Consider the following 20,971-nt stretch of genomic DNA (forward strand, 5'->3'; position numbering starts at 1 on the left):
GATTTAGACTAAGGGGGTTCCACGAAAATTGCTTGATCACATTGGGCATGTTCTCTATCATGTACTCATCGTCATTTTTCCTATTCTTCTATATTATTTACTGGTCATTCAAGACAATAGCTCTACACCAAAGCATTATTCAAATAAACTACTCGGAATGATTGTCATTATCCTTCTGTTGACAATGTCATTTCCCGTAACCTATGCAAATGGTTTTTCGTATGATTTCAGAATCATCCCGATATTCGTCGCATTTCTTTATATTGGATTTTTCCAAGGGATATCTGTTATTTTGTTGATGCTAGTTTATTCACAAGTGTTGGGAAACTCTAGCCTTTTCATTACCTTAATGAATTACGCAGTAATTACAATTATTTTTTATTTCCTATTAAAAAGATATCATTCTATCCTGTTAAATAAGAAACTGCTGCTCCTTTCAACCATATACTGTTTTATAGTTATAACGAGAGCAATCACCCTAGTAAAAAATAACCTGACTGAACAAATCTTAGAGATGTCCATTTTTTCAATTGTTACCTTGATTACACTCTTATTGGTCGTTCTACTAATTGAAAACTTAAACCATCAAATTCAATTACAAAGGGAACTAAGACGTTCTGAAAAAATGAATGTGATCAGCCAACTCGCAGCCTCTGTTGCCCATGAAGTTCGGAATCCGTTAACAACAGTAAATGGCTTTTTACAATTAATCATTCGTGATGACAATATTACTGAAAAACAGCGAAATTATATTGATATTACCCTTTCTGAATTAAATCGTGCTCAATCGATTATTAATGATTATTTATCCCTTGCAAAGCCCAATAATAGTAGTACACAATTAATAAACATCAGTGAAGAACTTGCAAAAACCGTTGAGCTAATGACATCCTATACAAATATCCAAAATATTGAAGTCGAAACTTCTATTGAAAAACTTTTGTTTATCAACGGGAATAAGGATGAGATTAAGCAGGTTCTAATAAATATCATAAAAAACGCAATTGAAGCGATTGGGAATGATGGATCGTTAATGATTGAAGCCTTTTCAAAAGATAACGATATTACGGTAAAAATAACGGATAATGGTCCGGGTATGACGAAAGAACAACTGTCAAAAATCGGAACACCCTTTTATTCCACAAAAGACAAAGGAACGGGTGTTGGACTAACAATTTGTTTCCAAATCATAGAACAATTAAAAGGCTCAATTGAAGTGGAAAGTGCCGTTGGCCAAGGCACAACCTTCATAATAAAGCTACCAACATACCAACCACCATCTCCATTATAATTTAAAAATGAGGTGTGTTAAGAAATGTGTGGACGATTTACTTTATTTGCAGAGTTCGATGACATTCTCAATCGGTTTGATATTGAAGCAACAATTGAACAAGATTTATATATCCCTAGTTTTAATATTGCCCCATCTCATTCTGTCCTATCTGTAATTAATGATGGCAGGCGTAATCGCCTTGGTTATTTGCGTTGGGGCTTCGTTCCATCATGGGCAAAGGATGATAAGATTGGTTATAAAATGATTAATGCCCGTGCAGAAACATTGGCCGATAAACCTAGTTTTCGCCAAGCATTCAGGCATAGACGCTGCCTCGTTATTGCGGACAGCTTTTACGAATGGAAAAAAGGCCCTGACAAAACGAAAACACCGATGCGGATTAAATTAAAATCGGACGAGCTTTTTGCTATGGCGGGAATCTGGGAGCGTTGGAACTCTCCCGATGGGAATGCATTGTTTTCTTGCTCAATTATTACGACAACTCCAAATGAACTGATGAAGGATATTCATGACCGAATGCCTGTCATTTTGCGAAAGAAAGATGAAAAGCTGTGGCTAAATCCTTTGTTGGATGATGTTTCAAAAGTCTCAGATTTACTCAAGCCATTGGCTGCAGAAGAGATGGAAGCTTATGAGGTCTCATCGTTAGTGAACTCGCCTCGAAATAACTCACCAAATGTCATACAAAAAATATGTTAAAGGACAACGACTGTTATCCAAGATGGATTCAGTCGTTTTTTGTTTTCACACTTAAACGGGATAAACCACCATTATTTGGAGATAAATAAAATGATTTACAAAGTGATTGGAGTAAATTCAAATGAAATTTGCCCATTTAACATTCGAACTAATACTTGGCTTTTTCCTATTATTCGTCATTGTTAAAATTGTTGGACGTAAAATAATTAACCAAATTACCCCGTTTACCTTTATCTCAGGAATTGTCTTTGGTGAATTGTTAGGAAACGCACTATACGACCAAAGCATTAACGGCATTTATATCGTTTTCTCAATGTGCTTATGGGGATTATTATTATTCATCATTGAATTCCTTGGTCAAAAGGTTTTACTTTTTCGAGGGATTTTTGAGGGAAAACCGATTGCCCTTATCAAAAACGGGACCATTGATAAACAAGCCCTAAAAAAGGCAAGAATGAATATTAATCAATTGCAAAGCCTGCTCCGCCAAAGCGAGACCTTTTCCGTTCGGGAGGTTGCCTTTTGCTATCTTGAAGGCAATGGATCCATTAGTATTTTGAAAAAGACAAAATATCAAAAAACGACTGTAGAAGATTTCAATCTCCCAGAAAAACCCGTTTATGTGCCTGTAACCCTTATCCGAGATGGAAAAGTGTTATGGGATGAGATCAAAGATTTAGGATTTAATGAAACATGGTTAAGAAACCAGCTTCATTCACAAAACGTTACAGATTATAAAGATGTGTTTTTAGCTGAATGGCAAGAAGATGACGGGATTTTTGTGCAAACCTATTAAACTTTAGGGAGGATATCACGTGGATTTTCCAACTATACATACAAATTTTTGGGATGCTGTATTTGCAGTGCCTTTCGTTATGATTCTCACACAAATCACAAAAAAACTTTTAAAAATACCGAAAAAATATGTGCCAACACTTGCTATTGTAATTGGATTAATGTTCTCTGTTTTTTATAGCCATCGACACGACCTAGCGGCAGGACTGTTCATGGGCTGGTTTTATGGTTCTGCTGCGATTGGCTCTTATGCTTCCTTAAAAACCACTATATTAGCATATCGAAAAACGAGCGAAAGATAGTAAAGATTTATCATGATTAGAGTCTATAAATAATAAAAATCTATGTTAAAATAAAGCCTATATCCAAACTACACTTGGACTATAGGCTTTTTACGTGTATTCTTTTGGATTCGAGTGAACGAAAGTATTTTTTAGTACAATAATTTCCATCTTTTTAAAATTTATTAACAATTAACAATTTTCATGTTAAACTTACAAATATTATTCTTACAATATCTTTTTGAACAACTATGAAGAAGGGGGAAAAACGATGAAAGAAATGTTTCACAAATGGAATCAAATTAGCCTTGTTAAACGAATACTTGCTGGTATTATTGTAGGTATTCTCTTAGCCCTGATTGTTCCTAAGGGAGCAGCCTGGGTTACCATTTTCGGTTCTTTATTTGTTGGTGCATTAAAAGCAGTTGCACCAGTATTGGTCTTATTCTTAGTTATTGACGCCATCTCTAAACATAAAAATGGAACCCAAACAAATATCAAATCTATTATTGGACTATATGCGATAGGAACTTTCGTAGCAGGGCTTGTAGCGGTTGTGGCAAGCTTTATCTTTCCAGTTAAACTAACACTCGTTACAGGTGCAGGAGAAGTCGCTCCTCCAAGTGGCATTTTAGAGGTACTCCAAACATTACTATTTAATGTAGTGGACAACCCTATCAACGCACTAATGAATGCAAATTACATCGGAATACTTGCTTGGGCGATCATTCTAGGTATTGCACTAAAAAATGCAAACGATACAACAAAGACTCTATTATCCAATGTGTCTGATGCCATCACAAAAGTAGTAAAATGGATAATTAGTCTAGCTCCTATCGGTATCATGGGATTAGTGTTCGATGCAATAGTAACAAATGGAGTTACAGCATTGATGGAATATGGTAAACTCCTTGCCCTATTGCTCGGCTGTATGTTCTTTATCGCACTAGTTGTGAATCCATTGATTGTATATTTCTATATTCGCAAAAATCCATACCCACTTGTTTTTCAATGTTTAAGAGAAAGTGGAATGACTGCATTCTTTACACGTAGTTCAGCTGCAAATATCCCAGTGAACATGAACTTATGTGAAAAGCTTGGGTTAAATAAGGATACTTATTCAGTTTCGATCCCATTAGGCGGTACTGTTAACATGGCAGGTGCGGCAGTAACCATTTCTGTCTTAACACTTGCAGCAGTTCACACTCTTGGTATTGAGGTTGACTTTGCAACAGCGCTAATTCTTAGCGTTCTATCAGCGATTTCAGCTGCAGGTGCTTCTGGTGTTGCGGGAGGATCCCTTTTACTAATTCCATTAGCAGCAAGCTTATTCGGCATTCCAAACGATGTTGCCATGCAAGTCGTCGGTGTTGGTTTCATTATTGGAGTCTTTCAAGACTCTTGTGAAACTGCCCTTAACTCATCATCTGATGTCCTTTTCACAGCTACTGCTGAGTACGCGAAAAAGCGAAAAGAAAGAAAAGAGGCTGTGAGTAAGTCAGCTTAAATATCGTTCTTGAATATTTGATACCACTCATTAATTTGGGTGGTTTTTTTATAAGGCTGTTTTTGCAAATTTTGTTGTTTTTTATCGTTGATTTCCGCTTCAGGTGGACGCTTTCCGCGGGCGTGGCTTGAGCCTCCTCGTCGCTGTCACTCCTGCGGGGTCTCAAGTCTCACGCTTTTCCCGCAGGAGTCGCCACCTTACGCTTCAATCAACTAGGTTTGCACTTTATATCTGAAAGCAACAATCTTTTAGAATAGAAAAGAGCCTTTTGTAAAAAAAATCGGTCACCATATAGGTAACCGACTCCAATACATATTAATAAAAGAACCCAGGATATCCATATCCATACCCATAAGGATATCCATATCCATATCCATATCCCCAAGGAGCAGCTAAGGTACTTCCTAGTAATCCCCCTAATAACGCGCCTCCTAAGAATGGGGCACCAAATCCCCAACCAAATGGTCTTCCAAATCCAAAGCCAAACGGTCTCCCAAATCCCCAGCCAAATGGTCTTCCAAAGCCAAACGGTCTTCCAAACCCAAATGGTCTTCCAAAAATCCTACTATCATTTGAATCAATCATTGGAACTTGTGGACTTCCTACAAGATGCTGATCATACACATTCATACTAAGTTATCCCTCCTCATATTTTCAATTACAATATATTCCGCGAATGTAATAATTCTTGGGCATTTATCTAAAATGGGCTGTTTTCTAATAACTTTTTTAGTACAAATGAAGGAGTTTTTCGAACCATCATCTCGTTGCATGCACTACAAAAATCAAAAATCATATTGAACGAATGATACTAGTGAATTTCTTACATGAAATTGAGGGTCTTGGTTAATTTCGTTCAGCTTTTGTAAAAATTCAATTGAATTGGGAACATAAGGACCTTTATTAAACATTATACAATCTGCTCTTAAACCAGCATGTACATCTGTTAATTCAGGTATTGATGGGATATTCTTTTTATTCATATTTTCTAAGACTCCTGTGGCCCAAATAACAGGAATATGGGCTGCATGACAGATTTCTAGAATTCCTTCTTGCGCACTTAAAAACTGATCCAATCCAATTTCGATTACTAAATCCCCTCTTGCAATCATGACTCCAAACAAACCGTAATTTAATCCTTCCATAATTATTTTGGATAATGATAATATGGCATTTTTTGTTTCTATTTTTGCAATAATTCCTTTTTTATCCTCAGTCAACATTTCTAACTGGTGCTTTACAATTTGAATATCTTTTGGGTGATTAATATAGGAAATTCCAACTAAATCAATGTCTTTATACATGGATTTCAAAATCTTAAAATCTGATTCAGAAACCGTTGGTACGTTTAAATGAACAAGGGAGTCAGGAAAATTTATGCCATTTTCCGGATAGATTGCCTCTTCTTTTTTTCTTGTTAAAAGGATTTTAGTCTCGATATACTCCTCTGTATTCGATATAACCTTCGCAAATATTTTTCCATCATCGATATACACTCTGTCACCGATTCGCACATTTCGTAAAGCTTTAGGTAATGTAACGCCAACCGCTGCTGGCTCTTTATCCGTTTTAGGAATTCCAATATATTTATCATTCTTATAAATTCGCAAAATATCATTTTTCTTTATTTTAATAAAACTCTCTGTCATTCCTTTTTTATTTTTACTAGGTACAATTTGCCCAATTCGAATTTTAGGTCCTGGAAGGTCAATGAATATTTTACATTTGGATGTCTTTTTAACACAACTTGCATGAAACGTTTCTTCTTCCATTCTTAATGTATGGATCATCTTTTTCCAAACTGTCAAATCATCATGCGCACAGTTTATTCTTGCTATTGTCATACCGGATTGCAGCAAATCGTTAAAAACTTCAGGGGTATTAAGCATTTTGCGATCAAGGGTAACCATAATATGTTTTTGATTGATTGTTTTTCCAAACAAGTGATCTTTACGCTCTTCTTTTATTGAATTCGCAGTGTGTACGTCAATGTATTCATGTTTCAAATAAGGGGTATTAACTTCTTTAGAAAGGTGATGGATGATTTTATTTAAGGTATCCATGATATGGGGACTACAATTTGAAAGTGGCAAGAATCCTTTTTCACGCAAAATATTGTTTAAATTGGGATGAGCCATTCCATGCAAAGTAAAAAAGGCCCGTAAATTCATTTTACTTAGAGTTGTGGGATCATTGAAATTGTATTCGGTTTGCTTGAAAATGTTTGTTTGAGCAGCTTCCCTAAGTTTTATTAGATATTCTTTTAGTTCGACTTGATCCATTGTCACCACATTCCTTTCAAAGTTTCAGAAAATACATGTTTGATGTAGGTAATTTCAATATGTAAATAGATTGAATTCAAAAGGCTGTACCAAAACTTTGGATTACTTTTTTACATTATTCATTTATATTCAATCTTGTTAATATGTTGAAAAGATAAAAAAGCTCCACCCCCTTAAATATAAGGAAGGTGGAGCTTTACATGATGATTCCGATTGGGTTCGAACCAACGACCTCTACCCTGTCAAGGTAGCGCTCTCCCAGCTGAGCTACGGAATCAATGTATTAGAATAATATATAATATACATGTGTATTTAAGGTTTGTCAATTAGAATCTATTAATTCATAATTTAATACCTGAAAATTATTAACAAGGTTAACAACGTAATTAATGCGTTTTCATTGACATAATGTCATTTTATCTGTATATATATAGTATTGAGGCAAATTTTAACTTAATATTCGCTGAATTCCCATTTTTAGGGAAACGGGGGAACCAAAACGTGCAAAAATAAATGCACTCGGGGTGAATCCTTTATTATTAAAGGTAGGAAAATACTCTTCATCCGAATCCGACAGCTAACCTCGTAAGCATTTGGAGAGAGCATTGTTGCGCAAATCAACTTTCAGGCCACGAGCCATACTCTCGTGGCCTTTTGTGTCTCCCAAAAATATGCTTTTCATCGCAATTCACAATTCCCTTTTGCTTTCAACTCACATTCAACTACATCTTTGAGGAGGTTTTTTATGTCATTAACAAAAAAGATTTTATTAGGTTTAGGTTTAGGTGCGGTTGTTGGACTTATTCTAAATGTAACATCACCGGCCGCTTTTGATTTTGCAAATACCTATGTCTTTGTTCCACTAGGTCAGATCTTCTTGAATTTAATTAAAATGCTTGTTGTTCCTATTGTCTTAGTATCTATTACTCTAGGAGTTACAGGACTTGGTGATCCTAAGAAGCTTGGGAGAATTGGAGCAAAAACAATTACTTACTTTTTAGCAACAACTACAATTGCCATTACAATCGCAATAGCTCTTGCCTCAATTTTCAAACCAGGTGTTGGTGGAGGATTTAATACGGAAGGGGCAACCTACGATGGCGCAACTGAAGCTCCTCCTGTTATGGAAACGTTAATAAATATTATTCCAACGAATCCTTTTACCGCAATGAATGATGGAAATATGCTTCAAATCATAGCTTTTGCTATTTTTATAGGATTTGCTTTAACTGTTTTGGGTGAAAAAACAAAGGGAATTATAAATTTGTTTGAACAGGCAAATGAAATCTTGATGTATCTTGTTAATCTTGTTATGAAGACGGCTCCATATGGAACGTTTGGATTAATTGCAACCGCAATTGGAGGCCAAGGATATGCTGCAATTAAAGCAATGCTCGCGTATTTCTTGATCGTACTTGTTGCCTTACTCATCCACGCTGTTGTCACATATGGTGGTACGATAGCGTTAATTGCTAAGCGAAACCCAATCGAATTTTTTAAAGGATTCGCACCTGCCATGACAGTTGCATTTAGTACATCAAGTAGTAATGCCACACTTCCAATTTCAATGGAGACCGCACAAAAAAATCTTAAGGTTCCGGAACCTATTAGTAGCTTTGTTCAACCGTTAGGTGCAACAATTAATATGGATGGAACCGCCATCATGCAAGGTGTAGCAACTATTTTCATAGCGCAGGTCTATGGATTTGACCTTTCATTTTCTCAAATTTTAGTGGTAATCTTAACCGCTGTCCTTGCGAGTGTTGGTACAGCTGGTGTTCCAGGCGTTGGTTTAATCATGCTGGCGATGGTACTAACTGCAGTTGGTTTACCACCAGAAGGTATTGGTTTAATTATCGGTATTGACCGCTTACTCGATATGACACGTACCGCTATCAATATCACAGGCGATGCGGCATGTGCGGTTTATGTAGCAGAATCAGAAAAGAAACACATGGATGAAGCGACAGCTTAATCCAGTATGAAGCGACAGGGATTTTTCCTGTCGCTTTCCTTTTTAAAACGGTATAATTAAAGAGTAAATAGTTGATTTGGAGGATTTAAAATCATGGTTAATAAGGGCACAGTTAGGGAAATGACTATACATAGTAAGATTTTAAATGAAGAACTTGAGCTGATTGTTTATTTACCAGCATCCTACTCTCCCCTTTATAAATACAATATTCTTATCGCCCAGGATGGACGTGATTATTTTAATCTTGGCAGGATTGCACGGGTTGCCGATAAGTTGTTAGAAACAGGCGAAATTAGCAATACCATCATTATTGGGGTTCCTTATAAAAGCGTTGCAGACCGACGTAGGAAGTACCATCCAGATGGTGAGCAGCATCATTTATATAAGCGCTTCTTAGGAGAGGAACTGGTGCCATTTCTTGATCAGGAGTTCCCAACGTATCAAATGGGGCAAGGCCGCGCACTAATTGGGGATTCACTGGCGGCGACTATATCGCTTTTAACAGCACTCGAATACCCTCATACTTTTGGAAAGGTGATGTTGCAATCACCGCTTGTGAATGAACACGTCCTTCAGAAGGTTGAAAATTTTGAAGAACCACACCTCCTTGATTTATATCATGTGATAGGAACGGGGGAAACCGAAGTGAAAACAACCAAGGGAGATATTGAAGACTTTTTAACCCCAAATCGTGAATTACATAACATCTTTGTGAAAAAAGGATTCCCCTATTTTTATGAGGAATTCAACGGCATCCACACTTGGAAGTATTGGCAGCCTGATTTGCCAAGAGCCCTTTCAAAAATGTTGCCTTAACTTTATTCAGCAGAAATTCCATACTTTTATAATGAGGAAAGAATTGAAAAAGAGTTATCATTTTGTTTGGTGGTTCAAACCCCAGCTGAATAATGTGCAAGCCTCCGGTGGATGCCACGATTTTTCAAAGGAAATTTTTCGAGCAAACTCGAAAAAATTCGGGCGCAAATACGCCAAGGCGTATTTTATTATGTTATTTTATATTCTATCATTTTCAGATATTTGATATAATTGTGTTATTATTTTCTGTATTTCTACATTAGGTACTTCTCGTTTTGATTTATTAATCCATAAGGAGGGCAATAAAAATGAAATATGGCATTGTTATCTTCCCGTCCAAAAAACTTCAAGACAAGGTTAATTCATATCGTAAACGATATGATCCACACTATGCATTAATTCCACCACATCTTACGGTTAAAAATGCATTTGAAGCATCCGATGAAGAAATCCAGGATATTACAAGGGAATTAGAAACGGTTTCGAAACAGGTTGAACCATTTACATTAAAGGTTTTAAAGGTTAGCTCCTTTTCCCCTGTAAATAATGTCATTTACTTGAAAATAGATCCGAATGAAGAATTACAAAAACTACACAACGCCCTTCACTCTGATTATTTTGCAGGTGAACCCGAGTATGCATTTGTTCCCCATATTACAATCGGGCAAAAGTTATCGTGTGATGAGCATTCAGATGTGTATGGTCAATTACGCATGTTAAAAATGGACCACGAAGAGCAAATTGACCGCATTCACCTTCTTTATCAGCTTGAAAACGGTTCATGGACCGTTTATGAGACATTTCGTTTAGGAAAGGAAAATTAGACACAGCATGGAAGCACGAATCGTAACTAACAACAAAGAACAAGACGATGCCTTTACAATCCGAAAAGTGGTCTTCGTCGATGAACAAAAAGTACCTCTTGAAGAAGAAATTGATCAATTTGAAGATGAAGCTACGCATATTGTCCTTTATGATCATAATGAACCTGTTGGAGCTGGACGTTTCCGTGAGCTTGACGGATACGGCAAAGTAGAGCGTATTTGTGTCCTTGCTTCACACCGTAAAAAAGGGGCAGGGAATTTGATTATGCAAAAGATGGAGGACATTTCGAAAGAGCGAGGCATTTCAAAATTAAAGCTCAATGCTCAAACACACGCGGAAAACTTCTATAAGAAATTAGGATATGAAACGGTATCAGATATTTTCATGGATGCTGGTATACCTCATGTCACGATGATTAAAGAATTATAAGTTTAGACAGGATGTCACCTATGAGGCATCCTTTTTTTTGGATAAAAATAGTGAATTCTGCTCATTCTACCATTGAGAGGTGAGCATGTTGGAATTTTTCAAAATCGCTTTTGATTTAGTAATTGGACTTCTAGGGTTACTTATTATTACTAAAATTCTAGGAAAAACACAAATAACCCAAATTACTGCTTTTGATTTTATCTCTGCATTAGTGCTTGGTGAATTAGTTGGAAATGCCACTTTCGACCAAAATGTTGGGATCCTTCAAATTCTTTTTGCCATACTGGTTTGGGGGATTTTAATTTATGTGATTGAGATGATTACACAGAAAGTTCGTAAAACAAGGCCATTTCTTGAGGGGAAGCCTTCCATTATTATTCACAAAGGCAGAATTATTCGAGACCATTTAAAGAAAAACAAACTGGATATTAACCAATTACAGCATCTACTTCGTTCGAAGGGTGTTTTTTCAATTAGGGAGGCTGAGTATGCCATCCTAGAAACAGATGGTTCAATCAGCGTTCTAAAAAAATCTCCATATGAACCACCAACCCGTCAAGATTATAAAATGGCTGAACAAAAGGTTCGACTCCCGATTACATTGGTAAGTGATGGTGTATTAATTCAAGAGAATTTAAAGGAAAGTGGTTTTTCGGAAAGTTGGTTGCAATCGGAATTGAAAAGCCAAGGTGTAGCTACGTATAAAGATTTACTTTACGCAGAATGGCGCGAAGAGGAAGGCTTGTACGTTCAAGAATTCTAGCCTTCCTTTATATAGACTCGTTAAAAAGTAATCCTTCGCCGGTAAATTGTGCACGAATGTTTTCAATATATTGGCTTTGTTTTTTCGTTAATGTTTTTCGGTCAACTTGGTGTAGATCATATGAACGCTCATTTACGTTCAGGACAAGCGGATTTACTTGATGAAGTTTCATTTGGTTTGTTTTATAGGTTGTGGTACGGTGCACATATTGGGTATATTGTTCATTGTTGATTGGTAATATATAGCCCATTTTTTTGCCCTCCTCCCTTTTTTATTACATATGTATCGTCTTGATGTTTTATTATAAAATTCGAGTCTAGCCTTGTATTTGTAGGGGTATATATAGAAAAGGTCTGACCATTTGCCAGACCCCTTTCCTTATTTTTTGTTAATCATTTTTGAAATGGTGTTAAAGTCCATTTTTTCCTTGCCATTAACGATGCTATTAACAATTTTGTCTTCAAGTTGTTGATTTACTGGTTTTTTTGCAATTTTAGAGACCTTTCTAATTACATTACGAACGGTATTCTCATCTTTAAAATTTGCATTTTGCAAAGAGTTTGCGAGCTTGAATACCTCCTGCATATCTACGCCTGTTTTCTTTTCGATATTCTTAAAAAAATTATTATCCATTTCGAAGCCTCCTTACATTGTGTTATATCGTATGACCCCCGCCTACAAGTGGTGCGCAGGTTGGGGAAAAAACTATCTTTTTTTTAAATGTAGAAAGTACGAGCCGATCGACTCGTACTTCTACTTTTGGAATGCTGTGATTAGTTATAGAAAGAAGCACCTACAATAATTAATAGGATGAATAATACGACGATTAAAACAAAAGTTGATCCGCCGTAGAATCCGCCGTAACCATAGCCTCCATAGCCGTATCCACAACCACCGAATCCGTAGCCCATATTTTGCACCTCCTCATAAAAGAGTACATTATAAACTATGTTTTACAGGTTGTTTTTGTGAGGACAGGAGCACAGGGCAACTGCGGAAATTAAGAAAATAATTATTCTCCCATCTTTTTTCTAACTCTCCTTGTTTCTTAGAAAACCATTGATCGAGTTTCTCCATTTTGGGTTCAAGTTCTTTTTCGAATCCACTAGCCTGTGTATCTAACTGGTTTAATCCCTTTTCGTGTTCTAAAACCCTTCCATCAAGCTTTCCCATCATTGTTTCAAGTTCTTTTTCAAATCCACTAGCCTGCTTATCGAGTTGGTTCAATCCCTTTTCATTTTCTGCTGCCCATTTATCCAACTTCCCGATCGCTTCTTCATGGTCTTTAGAATAGTCAGTCATAAAGCGTTCAATTTCTTTATCAAATTTATTCATTTCTATACCTCATAAAAAACTCTCACTTCCCTAGAAAATAATTAAATTATTTTTAGCATATGCATTAATAATGATGTTTGTTTATTCTTAATTTAATAAAATACATTAACTGTAATCAAAACCTCGAAAGTGGTGATAACAATGAAAGATAATGAAAATCAAATAATTAATTACATTAAGGCTGGGAACTTTCAAAAAGCACTCGAACTTTTAAATGACAAAAATCTCCAAACTAATAGTCCAAGATATTATGCAACACGGTCCTGTGAAAACATACACAACGGAAAACTTCAAAATGCATGGTTATGGTCGTGGAGAGGACTAAATAACTTTCCTAAAGACTCTATTTTAACAAGAATTATGGAAAAGATATGTGAAATAGATAGTGTGAGAGAGAAAAGTAAGCAAACCGATAATCTAAATTCTGGGGATAATGAGACTCATGGGGAAGTTGGAAACTCAAATGCTAAAATTCGGGTCCTTCTAGGAAGCATGGAGATTGCGAACCAAATGCATACACTATCCGAAGGTTTAAATAGACAAGGGATTATTGCCCATACAATAAATTATTATCCATATTATTTAAATTATGATTCTAATTACACCTGGTCCTTAATAGGACAACGGAGCACACCTTTAATTAATGAGGAACTTAGAAAATTAACAAATGAGTTCCTTCCCCATTATGACCTATTTCACTTTCACTTTGGAACAAGTCTGACACTAGATTGGTCAGATCTTCCCTTATATAAGTCATCAGGAAAAGCTATTCTTATGCAGCATTGGGGAAGTGATGTAAGAATATTATCAAAAGCTACCGAATTAAACCCTTATGCATTAGTTAAAAATAAAAATGAGTACCAAATAAAAACAAACCTTTCTAAGCTTTCCGAAAACATCCAGAATTGTGTAGTGTTTGATATGGAGCTATACCAGTATGTAAAGGAATTCTATAAAAATGTTCATATCTTGCCCTCAATGATCAATTTAAATAAATACCAACCTACAAAAAGTTCGATACCAAATAAAAAGCCCCTTATTGTACACGCTCCCACCTCTCCTGCAATCAAAGGGACCAAATACATCCTAGAAGCAATTGAATCATTAAAGGATAATTATGATTTTGATTTTCGATTAGTAAAGGGCTTGTCTCATGAAGAGGCAATCAAAATATATCAAGCTGCAGACCTAATTATTGACCAACTTCATATAGGAAGTTATGGGTTATTTGCTGTAGAGGCTATGGCCATGGGTAAACCAGTGATTTGTTGGATTAGTGATTTTATGAAAGACCATTATCCAAATAACCTTCCAATTATTATAGCAAATCCTGAAACTATAAAAGATACTATAGAATTCACCCTTAGGAATATAGACATACTTCCGGAAATTGGAGTAAAGGGAAGACTGTATGTTGAAATGAATCATGATATGGTAAAAAACAGTCAAAAAATGCTTTCGTTATACATTTCTTTATTACAAAAGTAATTATGATTTCTTCATAATCAGTGTTGGATATTTTCCAACTACTGATTATGAAGTCTATTTATTTAGTTTTAAGATACCTTTGTAATTTAAATACCTACTCTAATTCCAAGTTTTCCTTCTAACAGATTTTTATTATGAAGAATTCTAGGATCTTGAGGTCTATATTTTGCTGCCTCTTCATTATGATAATAGGATTTTTGGAGTTTGCCTAAATTATAATAACAAACACTCATTTGTAGATGAGGATACCATGTATAGTAAGCTGGATAGCTAAAACTCCACTTAGCTGAATCCGGATGTAATTGTGTTGCGAGGTCATACCAGTAGATTGCTGCATTATATTCTTGTTTTGTCTGAAAGTTATATCCAATCCTACTACACGTTTCAGCACGTGGAGTCTTTGAAAACCCAAATGATTGAAATAATGATTTTAATTCATTCTCCAAATCTCCAATAAAACGGTAACAATCCGCTTTATTAATACAGGCATATACTTTATCCTCTATCCATCCTTCTTTTAGTGCGATATTTTCATCGTAAGCTTCTATAGCCTTTTCATAATGTCCATTTTCTCTAAGCTCATTTCCATAGTAGAAATAATCTCTCGCAGAAAATCTATCACCACGTTCAATTTTATTCTGATATATATTAAGGTTTCTCCCAACGGAATGTTTAATTTTTTTATGGGTCACCGAGATATCCGAATTAATAATTTTTCCAAATACCTCTAAATACTGATGACAGTCTCCTTTCCAGACGAAATTTTTTTCTCTTTTCACCAGCCGGTTACGGCGATAACGCAAAGTTACATTACCAAATTCATCTGTTCCAGCATCATAATACATAGATACAGAATCGACGGATGTATCTAAAGTTTCTTTAAGTTCCTTAAACTTTCTTCGGTCTTCTTCTAGCAATACATCATCAGCGTCAAGATATAGAATATATTCCTTTGTGGCATGCTTAAATGACTCATTTCTTGCTGCAGCAAAGTTACCTATCCATTCAAAAAAGAACACTCGGTCTGTATATTGCTTCGCAATTTCAACTGTCTGATCTGTGGAGCCTGTATCTACAATATTAATTTCATCTACTATATCCTTTACCGTATCAAGGCACCTCGCTAATACCTCTTCTTCATTTTTTACGATCATACATAAACTAATTGAGACCATTTTTGAATCTCCTTTCAAAAAAAGAGATGCTTTTATAAAAGCATCTCTATAAAATTTCATCGCTAATCATTTAAACGTAATCAACTTTCATGTTTCGCAAATTATGGTCCAGTTGGTCCGGTTGGTCCGGTTGGTCCGGTTGGTCCGGTTGGTCCGGTTGGTCCGGTTGCCCCTGTTGCTCCTGCTGGTCCGGTTGCTCCTGTCGCTCCTGCTGGTCCGGTTGCTCCTGTCGCTCCTGCTGGTCCGGTTGCTCCTGTCGCTCCTGCTGGTCCGGTTGCCCCTGTCACTCCTGCTGGACCGGTTGCTCCTGTCACTCCTGCTGGTCCGGTTGCTCCTGTCGCTCCTGTTGGTCCGGTTGCTCCTGTCGCTCCAGTTGCCCCTGTTGCTCCGGTTACTCCTGCTGGTCCGGTTGCTCCTGTCGGTCCGGTTGCCCCTGTTGCTCCTGCTGGTCCGGTTGCCCCTGTCGCTCCTGTTGCCCCTGTTGCTCCGGTTACTCCTGCTGGTCCGATTGCTCCTGTCACTCCTGTTGCCCCTGTTGCTCCTGCTGGTCCGGTTGCTCCTGTCGCTCCTGCTGGTCCGGTTGCTCCTGTCACTCCTGTTGCCCCTGTTGCTCCTGCTGGTCCGGTTGCCCCTGTCGCTCCTGCTGGCCCGGTTGCCCCTGTCACTCCTGCTGGTCCGGTTGCCCCTGTCGCTCCTGCTGGTCCGGTTGCTCCTGTCGCTCCTGTTGCCCCTGTTGCTCCTGCTGGTCCGGTTGCCCCTGTCGCTCCTGTTGCCCCTGTTGCTCCGGTTACTCCTGCTGGTCCGGTTGCCCCTGTCGCTCCTGCTGGTCCGGTTGCCCCTGTCGCTCCTGCAGGTCCGGTTGCTCCTGTCACTCCTGTTGCCCCTGTTGCTCCTGCTGGTCCGGTTGCTCCTGTCGGTCCGGTTGCCCCTGTTGCTCCTGCTGGTCCGGTTGCCCCTGTCGCTCCAGTTGCCCCTGTTGCTCCGGTTACTCCTGCTGGTCCGGTTGCTCCTGTTGCTCCTGCTGGTCCGGTTGCTCCTGTCACTCCTGCTGGTCCGGTTGCTCCTGTCGGTCCGGTTGCCCCTGTTGCTCCTGCTGGTCCGGTTGCCCCTGTCGCTCCTGTTGCCCCTGTTGCTCCGGTTACTCCTGCTGGTCCGGTTGCTCCTGTCACTCCTGTTGCCCCTGTTGCTCCTGCTGGTCCGGTTGCTCCTGTCGCTCCTGCTGGTCCGGTTGCTCCTGTCGCTCCTACTGGTCCGGTTGCCCCTGTCACTCCTGCTGGTCCGGTTGCCCCTGTCGCTCCTGCTGGCCCGGTTGCCCCTGTCACTCCTGCTGGTCCGGTTGCCCCTGTCGCTCCTGCTGGCCCGGTTGCCCCTGTCACTCCTGCTGGTCCGGTTGCCCCTGTCGCTCCTGCTGGTCCGGTTGCTCCTGTCACTCCTGCTGGTCCGGTTGCTCCTGTCACTCCTGTTGCCCCTGGTGCCCCTGTTGCTCCTGTTGCTCCTGCTGGTCCGGTTGCCCCTGTTGCTCCTGCTGGTCCGGTTGCCCCTGTCGCTCCAGTTGCCCCTGTTGCTCCGGTTACTCCTGCTGGTCCGGTTGCTCCTGTCGCTCCTGTTGCCCCTGTCGCTCCTACTGGTCCGGTTGCTCCTGTCGCTCCTGCTGGTCCCGTTGGTCCTGTAGGCCCTACTAATCCCATAGCCTCAGAATCAAGCAGTGCTACATCATCTACTAATACATCAGAACTTCCTTCTTGAGGTAGCTTAGTAATTATTACAAGAGCTTGTGTACTTCCTGGTGGGGCTGGTGTAGTATTTTCGTATATCTCTAACCAAGTATTATTTTCTACATTAGGTAGTCTGTTTTCTGGTATATTAGTAATTAATCCATACCCAAGAAAAGTAAAAGAAGAATCGTAATATATAACTGAAATACTTATTAGAGGACTTGGTAAATTTCCGACTTTTGCAAATGAAGAGAAAAACTCAAATTGTTCACCTTCCTGAATTGGAACAAATTGACCAATAAAGGCTACAGTACTTGCACCGGTCAATCTTACAGAAAAGAAATCAGAATGTGAGAACTCACTTGTGGGAAACGCATTAAGCCCAAACCATGGAGTGAGTGTACCGTTTTCAAATCCACCATTTTCAATTAGGTCAATAATAGACATGTTCTTCACCTCCTGTTTTTCTACTAAAATACTTCATACATTAACTACTAAATGTAGAAGTATAATGCATATTACGTAAAATCTGTCCAATTGACAGTGCATTTTCACCTGGTAAAAAGCACAAATTTAATTAAACTAAAAAAAACAGGCTAATAATGGCCTGTTTTCTAGTCTATTAAGTTAATGGATAAATATTAGTTTATTATTCTACCTGGATTGCCAACAACTGTTTTATTTTGGGGAACGTCTTTCGTAATAACACTCCCTGCACCAACAATAGCATTTTCACCTATTGTTATAGCAGGTAAAAGTGTAGCGTTATTTCCAATTTTCGCACCTTTTTTAATAATTGGTCCCTGATGTTTATAATTTCCCATCCCCATATACTTATCATTCGAAGACGAACAGCACGGACCAATAAATACATCATCCTCAATTACCATATCGGCTGTAATATAACACCCCGTTTGAATAGTTACTCGATCTCCAATTTTTGTATTTGTCTCTACAATTGCATTTCGACCTATAATACTATCTTCTCCTATTACTACTTTTTCACGGATACTTGCTAAATCCCCTACAAATACGCCTGGGTTAAGCTTTACACCTCGATATAATACACTGTTACAACCAATGACTACATTGTCATTTATAACTAAAGGTTCCAATGCGTTACCAGGCTTACGAGCCATTTTTTTATTAGATGATGTTGGTTTTCCTAAAACCGTTAATTCACCAATTTGAACAAAGTTTCCAATTCTTGTATCTTTCTTTATTACTACATGATGCCCAATAGATACACCGTCTCCTATAATTACATTTTCTTCGATTACAACATTCTCACCAATTATGACATTTTCACCTAAAACCACAGATGAATGGATCATATATACTCCCCTTTCCATAGTAAAAATTGTAAGGGAGTCACTTCGCACTCTAGTGCTCCATTTTATATCCTATAATAGTTCATAAATTCTTAATAATTCATTTGTTACCCGCTCTGCTGAATGATAGTTTTCTACATACTTTCTACCTGCCTTTCCAATCTCATGGCGTCGAACTGGATCATTAATTAACTCCTCAAGGACTTCGTCAAGATTTTCTGGGGTTGCTTGAATAATCGGAAGATCTTCAGGGAATCGTTTACGAACATCCTCTCTTATAAACGCTACTACCGGTTTCCCCATTGCCATTGCCTCAACACTTAACATTCCGTAAGTCCCACATAGTAACTGATCAACGATTATATCTGATTTCAAATATTCTAAAAGGGCTTTATCATGGCTCATTTTTTCAAGAAATTGATAGGTAAATGTACTACCTTTATCACGAAGCTTATTAACTGCGTCTTCTACATAATCAGACCCTTTAAACTCACGATTCGTAGGGGCATGAATAATAAGAGGGACATTGTTTTCAACGGAAGGATATTCAACTTGAAAATCTTCAACATTACATGCTAGAGGGATAACATACACAATTTTATAATAATCTTTTACATATTGATAAGCTTCATAATCCTGCACAATTGCTGTATCAATATATTCTGAAAGGTTTGTTAACTGTTTATGAATTTCTTCATCTGAATAATATGTTGGTGGAAGAGGATAAGGGTTAAGTCTATTAACCAAATCGACTGTTCGAACATCACTTCCCCAGTGATGCATCACCATCTTCTTTCCTTTTTCCTTTAGAAAAGGAAGGTCTGAAAAATCTTGTAAAAACGTGTTAGCATTATGAAAATGAAAAACATCACCATTCTCTATAAGGAATTCAAAATTTTTCAGCAATTCAAATGCGTCCGTATTTAGGATATCACCTTTATAATTTAGATACGTGTGAAAACAATTGTATCCAGCTGCATAATGACCTAGTTTTCTTAACTCTTTACAAATAATTCCCATCTGTCCTGCTATTTCAGTTTGAGCGTGAACAATTTTCATACTAATCTCTCCTTTCTCCTTATAGCATATTCAAGAAGGATAAGTTGGTTATGCACATTTTTCAAATTGGGGATATGCGGACTCACCGTATAAATATAGTCCTCATATGCTATATAAGACTTTTAAAGAAGGTGGGATAAATTTGACAACTAATGAATACATGTCAGCAGAAGAGCTTGGAGTACAAAATCACATATGCCTCTTGGAATATGGAAAAGAAAACAGAAATGGTGTTAAAAATTGGACAACTGAAGATCTTAAGCCATACCTAAAGTATCTAGTAAATGATGAAGCAGTTGATACTTTGTTTAATGGTATTATCTTTAACCCTATAAGTGGAAGGGATAATCATTATATTTTTCCTATGTACACAGATTTTGGAAATTTACCACAAAAAAAGGATTGGAAATTAGCATTAAAATGGCTTTTTAAATCCAACCATAACCTTGACGCAGTATCAAAAAACACAGCTCAAGGAAAAAAAACAGATATATGGGTTACTATGCCGTATCCGTATACCAACCAGACAAATTTCGGAGAACTGGACGATCGATCATTAAACTTTAACAATGAAGAAGATAGAGTTAGAGCAATACAATGGTGGATTTCAAAATTTTTATCAAAATGGAATGATGCTACGTATCTTCATGAAAAACTTGCATTTAAGGGATTCGTATGGCAGCGTGCATCGATTCCTGAACAAGATGAAAATCTTGTTAAAAGAGTAACTTCCTTTATTCACGAAAAAGGACTTCTCTCCCTTTGGCTACAACAATATGGCTCAACGGGGTGTATTAACTGGAAAGAATTTGGATTTGATGCAGCTTGTACACATCCTAACTACTATGGAGAAACAGGACCAGATTATACTTGGATCCCCAATACTACGGTCTTCGCAAAATATTATCATACTGGTATACAAATTCCTTTTGGGAAAGGTATCCTTTTTAAAGAAGGGCATTTACTAGACTATTTAAATTTCGGTTACTTTAACGAATATATGCATAACAGTCTTCTTGTCTTTCAATTTCCTAACCAGACAATGCGCGAAATATATGAAAACCATCTAACCGAATATATTTACCTTTACTCTTTTATTAAGAAAACATATAAACCCGTTTATCCAACAGCAGCTTTTCCATCATAAAGAGAATTTTAACCGGTCATAAGTACAAGAACTTTTGATCGGTTTTTTTTACATA

The 20,971-nt window shown here is 37.6% G+C and carries 22 protein-coding genes, 1 tRNA gene and 1 riboswitch; of the genes, 12 read left to right on the plus strand and 11 right to left on the minus strand.

Annotation, left to right across the window (positions count from 1 at the left end; genetic code table 11):
* Positions 1-28 precede the first annotated feature (28 nt).
* The 5 genes from DZB84_RS04395 (at position 29) to sstT (ending at position 4,576) form a co-directional block, all read left to right on the plus strand.
* A complete protein-coding gene (locus DZB84_RS04395) occupies positions 29-1,291 on the plus strand; it encodes an ATP-binding protein (RefSeq protein ID WP_223254380.1) in 1,263 nt (420 codons plus the stop codon).
* A 24-nt stretch (positions 1,292-1,315) separates the two neighbouring features.
* Entirely contained in the window at positions 1,316-1,993 is a 678-nt protein-coding gene (locus DZB84_RS04400) for an SOS response-associated peptidase (RefSeq protein WP_116351055.1), read from the plus strand.
* A gap of 121 nt (positions 1,994-2,114) precedes the next feature.
* The gene (locus DZB84_RS04405) at positions 2,115-2,789 is read left to right on the plus strand and encodes a DUF421 domain-containing protein (protein ID WP_116351056.1); all 675 of its coding nucleotides are present in this window, start codon (positions 2,115-2,117) and stop codon (positions 2,787-2,789) included.
* Positions 2,790-2,808: 19 nt separating this feature from the next.
* Positions 2,809-3,090 carry a hypothetical protein gene (locus DZB84_RS04410; RefSeq protein WP_116351057.1) on the plus strand — a complete coding sequence of 94 codons (282 nt, stop codon included), beginning with the start codon at positions 2,809-2,811 and terminating at the stop codon, positions 3,088-3,090.
* 250 nt (positions 3,091-3,340) lie between these two features.
* Complete coding sequence (gene sstT / locus DZB84_RS04415; protein ID WP_116351058.1) at positions 3,341-4,576, plus strand: serine/threonine transporter SstT; 1,236 nt, start codon at positions 3,341-3,343, stop codon at positions 4,574-4,576.
* A gap of 315 nt (positions 4,577-4,891) precedes the next feature.
* Here the strand turns inward: sstT and DZB84_RS04420 are convergent, their stop codons facing one another.
* The 3 genes from DZB84_RS04420 to DZB84_RS04430 form a co-directional block, all read right to left on the minus strand.
* Positions 4,892-5,161 carry a hypothetical protein gene (locus DZB84_RS04420; protein ID WP_116351471.1) on the minus strand — a complete coding sequence of 90 codons (270 nt, stop codon included), beginning with the start codon at positions 5,159-5,161 and terminating at the stop codon, positions 4,892-4,894.
* A gap of 200 nt (positions 5,162-5,361) precedes the next feature.
* Positions 5,362-6,858 carry a pyruvate kinase gene (locus DZB84_RS04425; protein ID WP_116351059.1) on the minus strand — a complete coding sequence of 499 codons (1,497 nt, stop codon included), beginning with the start codon at positions 6,856-6,858 and terminating at the stop codon, positions 5,362-5,364.
* 204 nt (positions 6,859-7,062) lie between these two features.
* A tRNA-Val gene (locus tag DZB84_RS04430) sits at positions 7,063-7,135 on the minus strand.
* A 174-nt stretch (positions 7,136-7,309) separates the two neighbouring features.
* A riboswitch (cyclic di-AMP (ydaO/yuaA leader) is annotated at positions 7,310-7,466 on the plus strand.
* 137 nt (positions 7,467-7,603) lie between these two features.
* On the opposite strand from DZB84_RS04430, the gene DZB84_RS04435 reads away from it, so the two are divergent.
* The 5 genes from DZB84_RS04435 (at position 7,604) to DZB84_RS04460 (ending at position 11,666) form a co-directional block, all read left to right on the plus strand.
* The gene (locus DZB84_RS04435) at positions 7,604-8,833 is read left to right on the plus strand and encodes a dicarboxylate/amino acid:cation symporter (RefSeq protein ID WP_116351060.1); all 1,230 of its coding nucleotides are present in this window, start codon (positions 7,604-7,606) and stop codon (positions 8,831-8,833) included.
* Positions 8,834-8,926: 93 nt separating this feature from the next.
* Positions 8,927-9,649 (plus strand): alpha/beta hydrolase, encoded by a 723-nt coding sequence (locus tag DZB84_RS04440; protein WP_116351061.1) that lies wholly within the window; start codon positions 8,927-8,929, stop codon positions 9,647-9,649.
* A gap of 308 nt (positions 9,650-9,957) precedes the next feature.
* Entirely contained in the window at positions 9,958-10,473 is a 516-nt protein-coding gene (locus DZB84_RS04450; RefSeq protein ID WP_116351063.1) for a YjcG family protein, read from the plus strand.
* A gap of 7 nt (positions 10,474-10,480) precedes the next feature.
* Complete coding sequence (locus DZB84_RS04455; RefSeq protein WP_116351064.1) at positions 10,481-10,903, plus strand: GNAT family N-acetyltransferase; 423 nt, start codon at positions 10,481-10,483, stop codon at positions 10,901-10,903.
* 85 nt (positions 10,904-10,988) lie between these two features.
* The gene (locus DZB84_RS04460) at positions 10,989-11,666 is read left to right on the plus strand and encodes a DUF421 domain-containing protein (protein ID WP_116351065.1); all 678 of its coding nucleotides are present in this window, start codon (positions 10,989-10,991) and stop codon (positions 11,664-11,666) included.
* Positions 11,667-11,673: 7 nt separating this feature from the next.
* On the opposite strand, the gene DZB84_RS04465 is transcribed toward DZB84_RS04460, so the two are convergent.
* The 4 genes from DZB84_RS04465 to DZB84_RS04480 form a co-directional block, all read right to left on the minus strand.
* The gene (locus DZB84_RS04465; protein WP_116351066.1) at positions 11,674-11,916 is read right to left on the minus strand and encodes a hypothetical protein; all 243 of its coding nucleotides are present in this window, start codon (positions 11,914-11,916) and stop codon (positions 11,674-11,676) included.
* Positions 11,917-12,044: 128 nt separating this feature from the next.
* Entirely contained in the window at positions 12,045-12,299 is a 255-nt protein-coding gene (gene spoVIF, locus DZB84_RS04470) for a sporulation-specific transcription regulator SpoVIF (RefSeq protein ID WP_116351067.1), read from the minus strand.
* Between the two features lie 140 nt (positions 12,300-12,439).
* Positions 12,440-12,577, minus strand: a complete 138-nt coding sequence (locus DZB84_RS04475; RefSeq protein ID WP_026021714.1) for a YjcZ family sporulation protein — start codon at positions 12,575-12,577, stop codon at positions 12,440-12,442.
* Between the two features lie 28 nt (positions 12,578-12,605).
* The gene (locus DZB84_RS04480; RefSeq protein ID WP_116351068.1) at positions 12,606-13,001 is read right to left on the minus strand and encodes a hypothetical protein; all 396 of its coding nucleotides are present in this window, start codon (positions 12,999-13,001) and stop codon (positions 12,606-12,608) included.
* Between the two features lie 141 nt (positions 13,002-13,142).
* Between DZB84_RS04480 and DZB84_RS04485 the strand changes: the two genes are divergently transcribed.
* Positions 13,143-14,489: a glycosyltransferase family protein gene (locus DZB84_RS04485; RefSeq protein ID WP_116351069.1), complete on the plus strand. Its 1,347-nt coding sequence runs from the start codon at positions 13,143-13,145 to the stop codon at positions 14,487-14,489.
* A gap of 86 nt (positions 14,490-14,575) precedes the next feature.
* Here the strand turns inward: DZB84_RS04485 and DZB84_RS04490 are convergent, their stop codons facing one another.
* The 4 genes from DZB84_RS04490 to DZB84_RS04505 all read right to left on the minus strand — a co-directional run bounded on the left by DZB84_RS04490 (position 14,576) and on the right by DZB84_RS04505 (position 19,769).
* Positions 14,576-15,664 (minus strand): glycosyltransferase, encoded by a 1,089-nt coding sequence (locus DZB84_RS04490; RefSeq protein WP_116351070.1) that lies wholly within the window; start codon positions 15,662-15,664, stop codon positions 14,576-14,578.
* 101 nt (positions 15,665-15,765) lie between these two features.
* Positions 15,766-17,826 carry an NTTRR-F1 domain gene (locus tag DZB84_RS04495; protein ID WP_142759826.1) on the minus strand — a complete coding sequence of 687 codons (2,061 nt, stop codon included), beginning with the start codon at positions 17,824-17,826 and terminating at the stop codon, positions 15,766-15,768.
* 194 nt (positions 17,827-18,020) lie between these two features.
* Positions 18,021-18,713: an N-acetyltransferase gene (locus DZB84_RS04500; protein WP_116351071.1), complete on the minus strand. Its 693-nt coding sequence runs from the start codon at positions 18,711-18,713 to the stop codon at positions 18,021-18,023.
* Positions 18,714-18,782: 69 nt separating this feature from the next.
* A complete protein-coding gene (locus DZB84_RS04505) occupies positions 18,783-19,769 on the minus strand; it encodes a glycosyltransferase family protein (RefSeq protein ID WP_116351072.1) in 987 nt (328 codons plus the stop codon).
* A 142-nt stretch (positions 19,770-19,911) separates the two neighbouring features.
* Here DZB84_RS04505 and DZB84_RS04510 point away from each other — a divergent pair, with 142 nt between their 5' ends.
* On the plus strand, positions 19,912-20,916 hold the full coding sequence (locus tag DZB84_RS04510) for a DUF4855 domain-containing protein (protein WP_189655142.1): 1,005 nt from the start codon (positions 19,912-19,914) through the stop codon (positions 20,914-20,916).
* Positions 20,917-20,971 lie beyond the last annotated feature (55 nt).

Origin of the sequence: Bacillus sp. HNG, assembly GCF_003400205.1 — a bacterium.
Taxonomy (GTDB): domain Bacteria; phylum Bacillota; class Bacilli; order Bacillales; family Bacillaceae_L; genus Ferdinandcohnia.

Excerpts from the sequence above, each read along its gene's own strand:
- DZB84_RS04400 (WP_116351055.1), top strand. The coding sequence starts at position 1,316 with ATGTGTGGACGATTTACTTTATTTGCAGAGTTCGATGACATTCTCAAT.
- DZB84_RS04405 (WP_116351056.1), top strand. The coding sequence starts at position 2,115 with ATGAAATTTGCCCATTTAACATTCGAACTAATACTTGGCTTTTTCCTA.
- sstT (WP_116351058.1), top strand. The coding sequence starts at position 3,341 with ATGAAAGAAATGTTTCACAAATGGAATCAAATTAGCCTTGTTAAACGA.
- DZB84_RS04420 (WP_116351471.1), bottom strand. The coding sequence starts at position 5,161 with ATGATTGATTCAAATGATAGTAGGATTTTTGGAAGACCATTTGGGTTT.
- DZB84_RS04425 (WP_116351059.1), bottom strand. The coding sequence starts at position 6,858 with ATGGATCAAGTCGAACTAAAAGAATATCTAATAAAACTTAGGGAAGCT.
- DZB84_RS04435 (WP_116351060.1), top strand. The coding sequence starts at position 7,604 with ATGTCATTAACAAAAAAGATTTTATTAGGTTTAGGTTTAGGTGCGGTT.
- DZB84_RS04440 (WP_116351061.1), top strand. The coding sequence starts at position 8,927 with ATGGTTAATAAGGGCACAGTTAGGGAAATGACTATACATAGTAAGATT.
- DZB84_RS04450 (WP_116351063.1), top strand. The coding sequence starts at position 9,958 with ATGAAATATGGCATTGTTATCTTCCCGTCCAAAAAACTTCAAGACAAG.
- DZB84_RS04455 (WP_116351064.1), top strand. The coding sequence starts at position 10,481 with ATGGAAGCACGAATCGTAACTAACAACAAAGAACAAGACGATGCCTTT.
- DZB84_RS04460 (WP_116351065.1), top strand. The coding sequence starts at position 10,989 with ATGTTGGAATTTTTCAAAATCGCTTTTGATTTAGTAATTGGACTTCTA.
- DZB84_RS04465 (WP_116351066.1), bottom strand. The coding sequence starts at position 11,916 with ATGGGCTATATATTACCAATCAACAATGAACAATATACCCAATATGTG.
- spoVIF (WP_116351067.1), bottom strand. The coding sequence starts at position 12,299 with ATGGATAATAATTTTTTTAAGAATATCGAAAAGAAAACAGGCGTAGAT.
- DZB84_RS04475 (WP_026021714.1), bottom strand. The coding sequence starts at position 12,577 with ATGGGCTACGGATTCGGTGGTTGTGGATACGGCTATGGAGGCTATGGT.
- DZB84_RS04480 (WP_116351068.1), bottom strand. The coding sequence starts at position 13,001 with ATGAATAAATTTGATAAAGAAATTGAACGCTTTATGACTGACTATTCT.
- DZB84_RS04485 (WP_116351069.1), top strand. The coding sequence starts at position 13,143 with ATGAAAGATAATGAAAATCAAATAATTAATTACATTAAGGCTGGGAAC.
- DZB84_RS04490 (WP_116351070.1), bottom strand. The coding sequence starts at position 15,664 with ATGGTCTCAATTAGTTTATGTATGATCGTAAAAAATGAAGAAGAGGTA.
- DZB84_RS04495 (WP_142759826.1), bottom strand. The coding sequence starts at position 17,826 with ATGTCTATTATTGACCTAATTGAAAATGGTGGATTTGAAAACGGTACA.
- DZB84_RS04500 (WP_116351071.1), bottom strand. The coding sequence starts at position 18,713 with ATGATCCATTCATCTGTGGTTTTAGGTGAAAATGTCATAATTGGTGAG.
- DZB84_RS04505 (WP_116351072.1), bottom strand. The coding sequence starts at position 19,769 with ATGAAAATTGTTCACGCTCAAACTGAAATAGCAGGACAGATGGGAATT.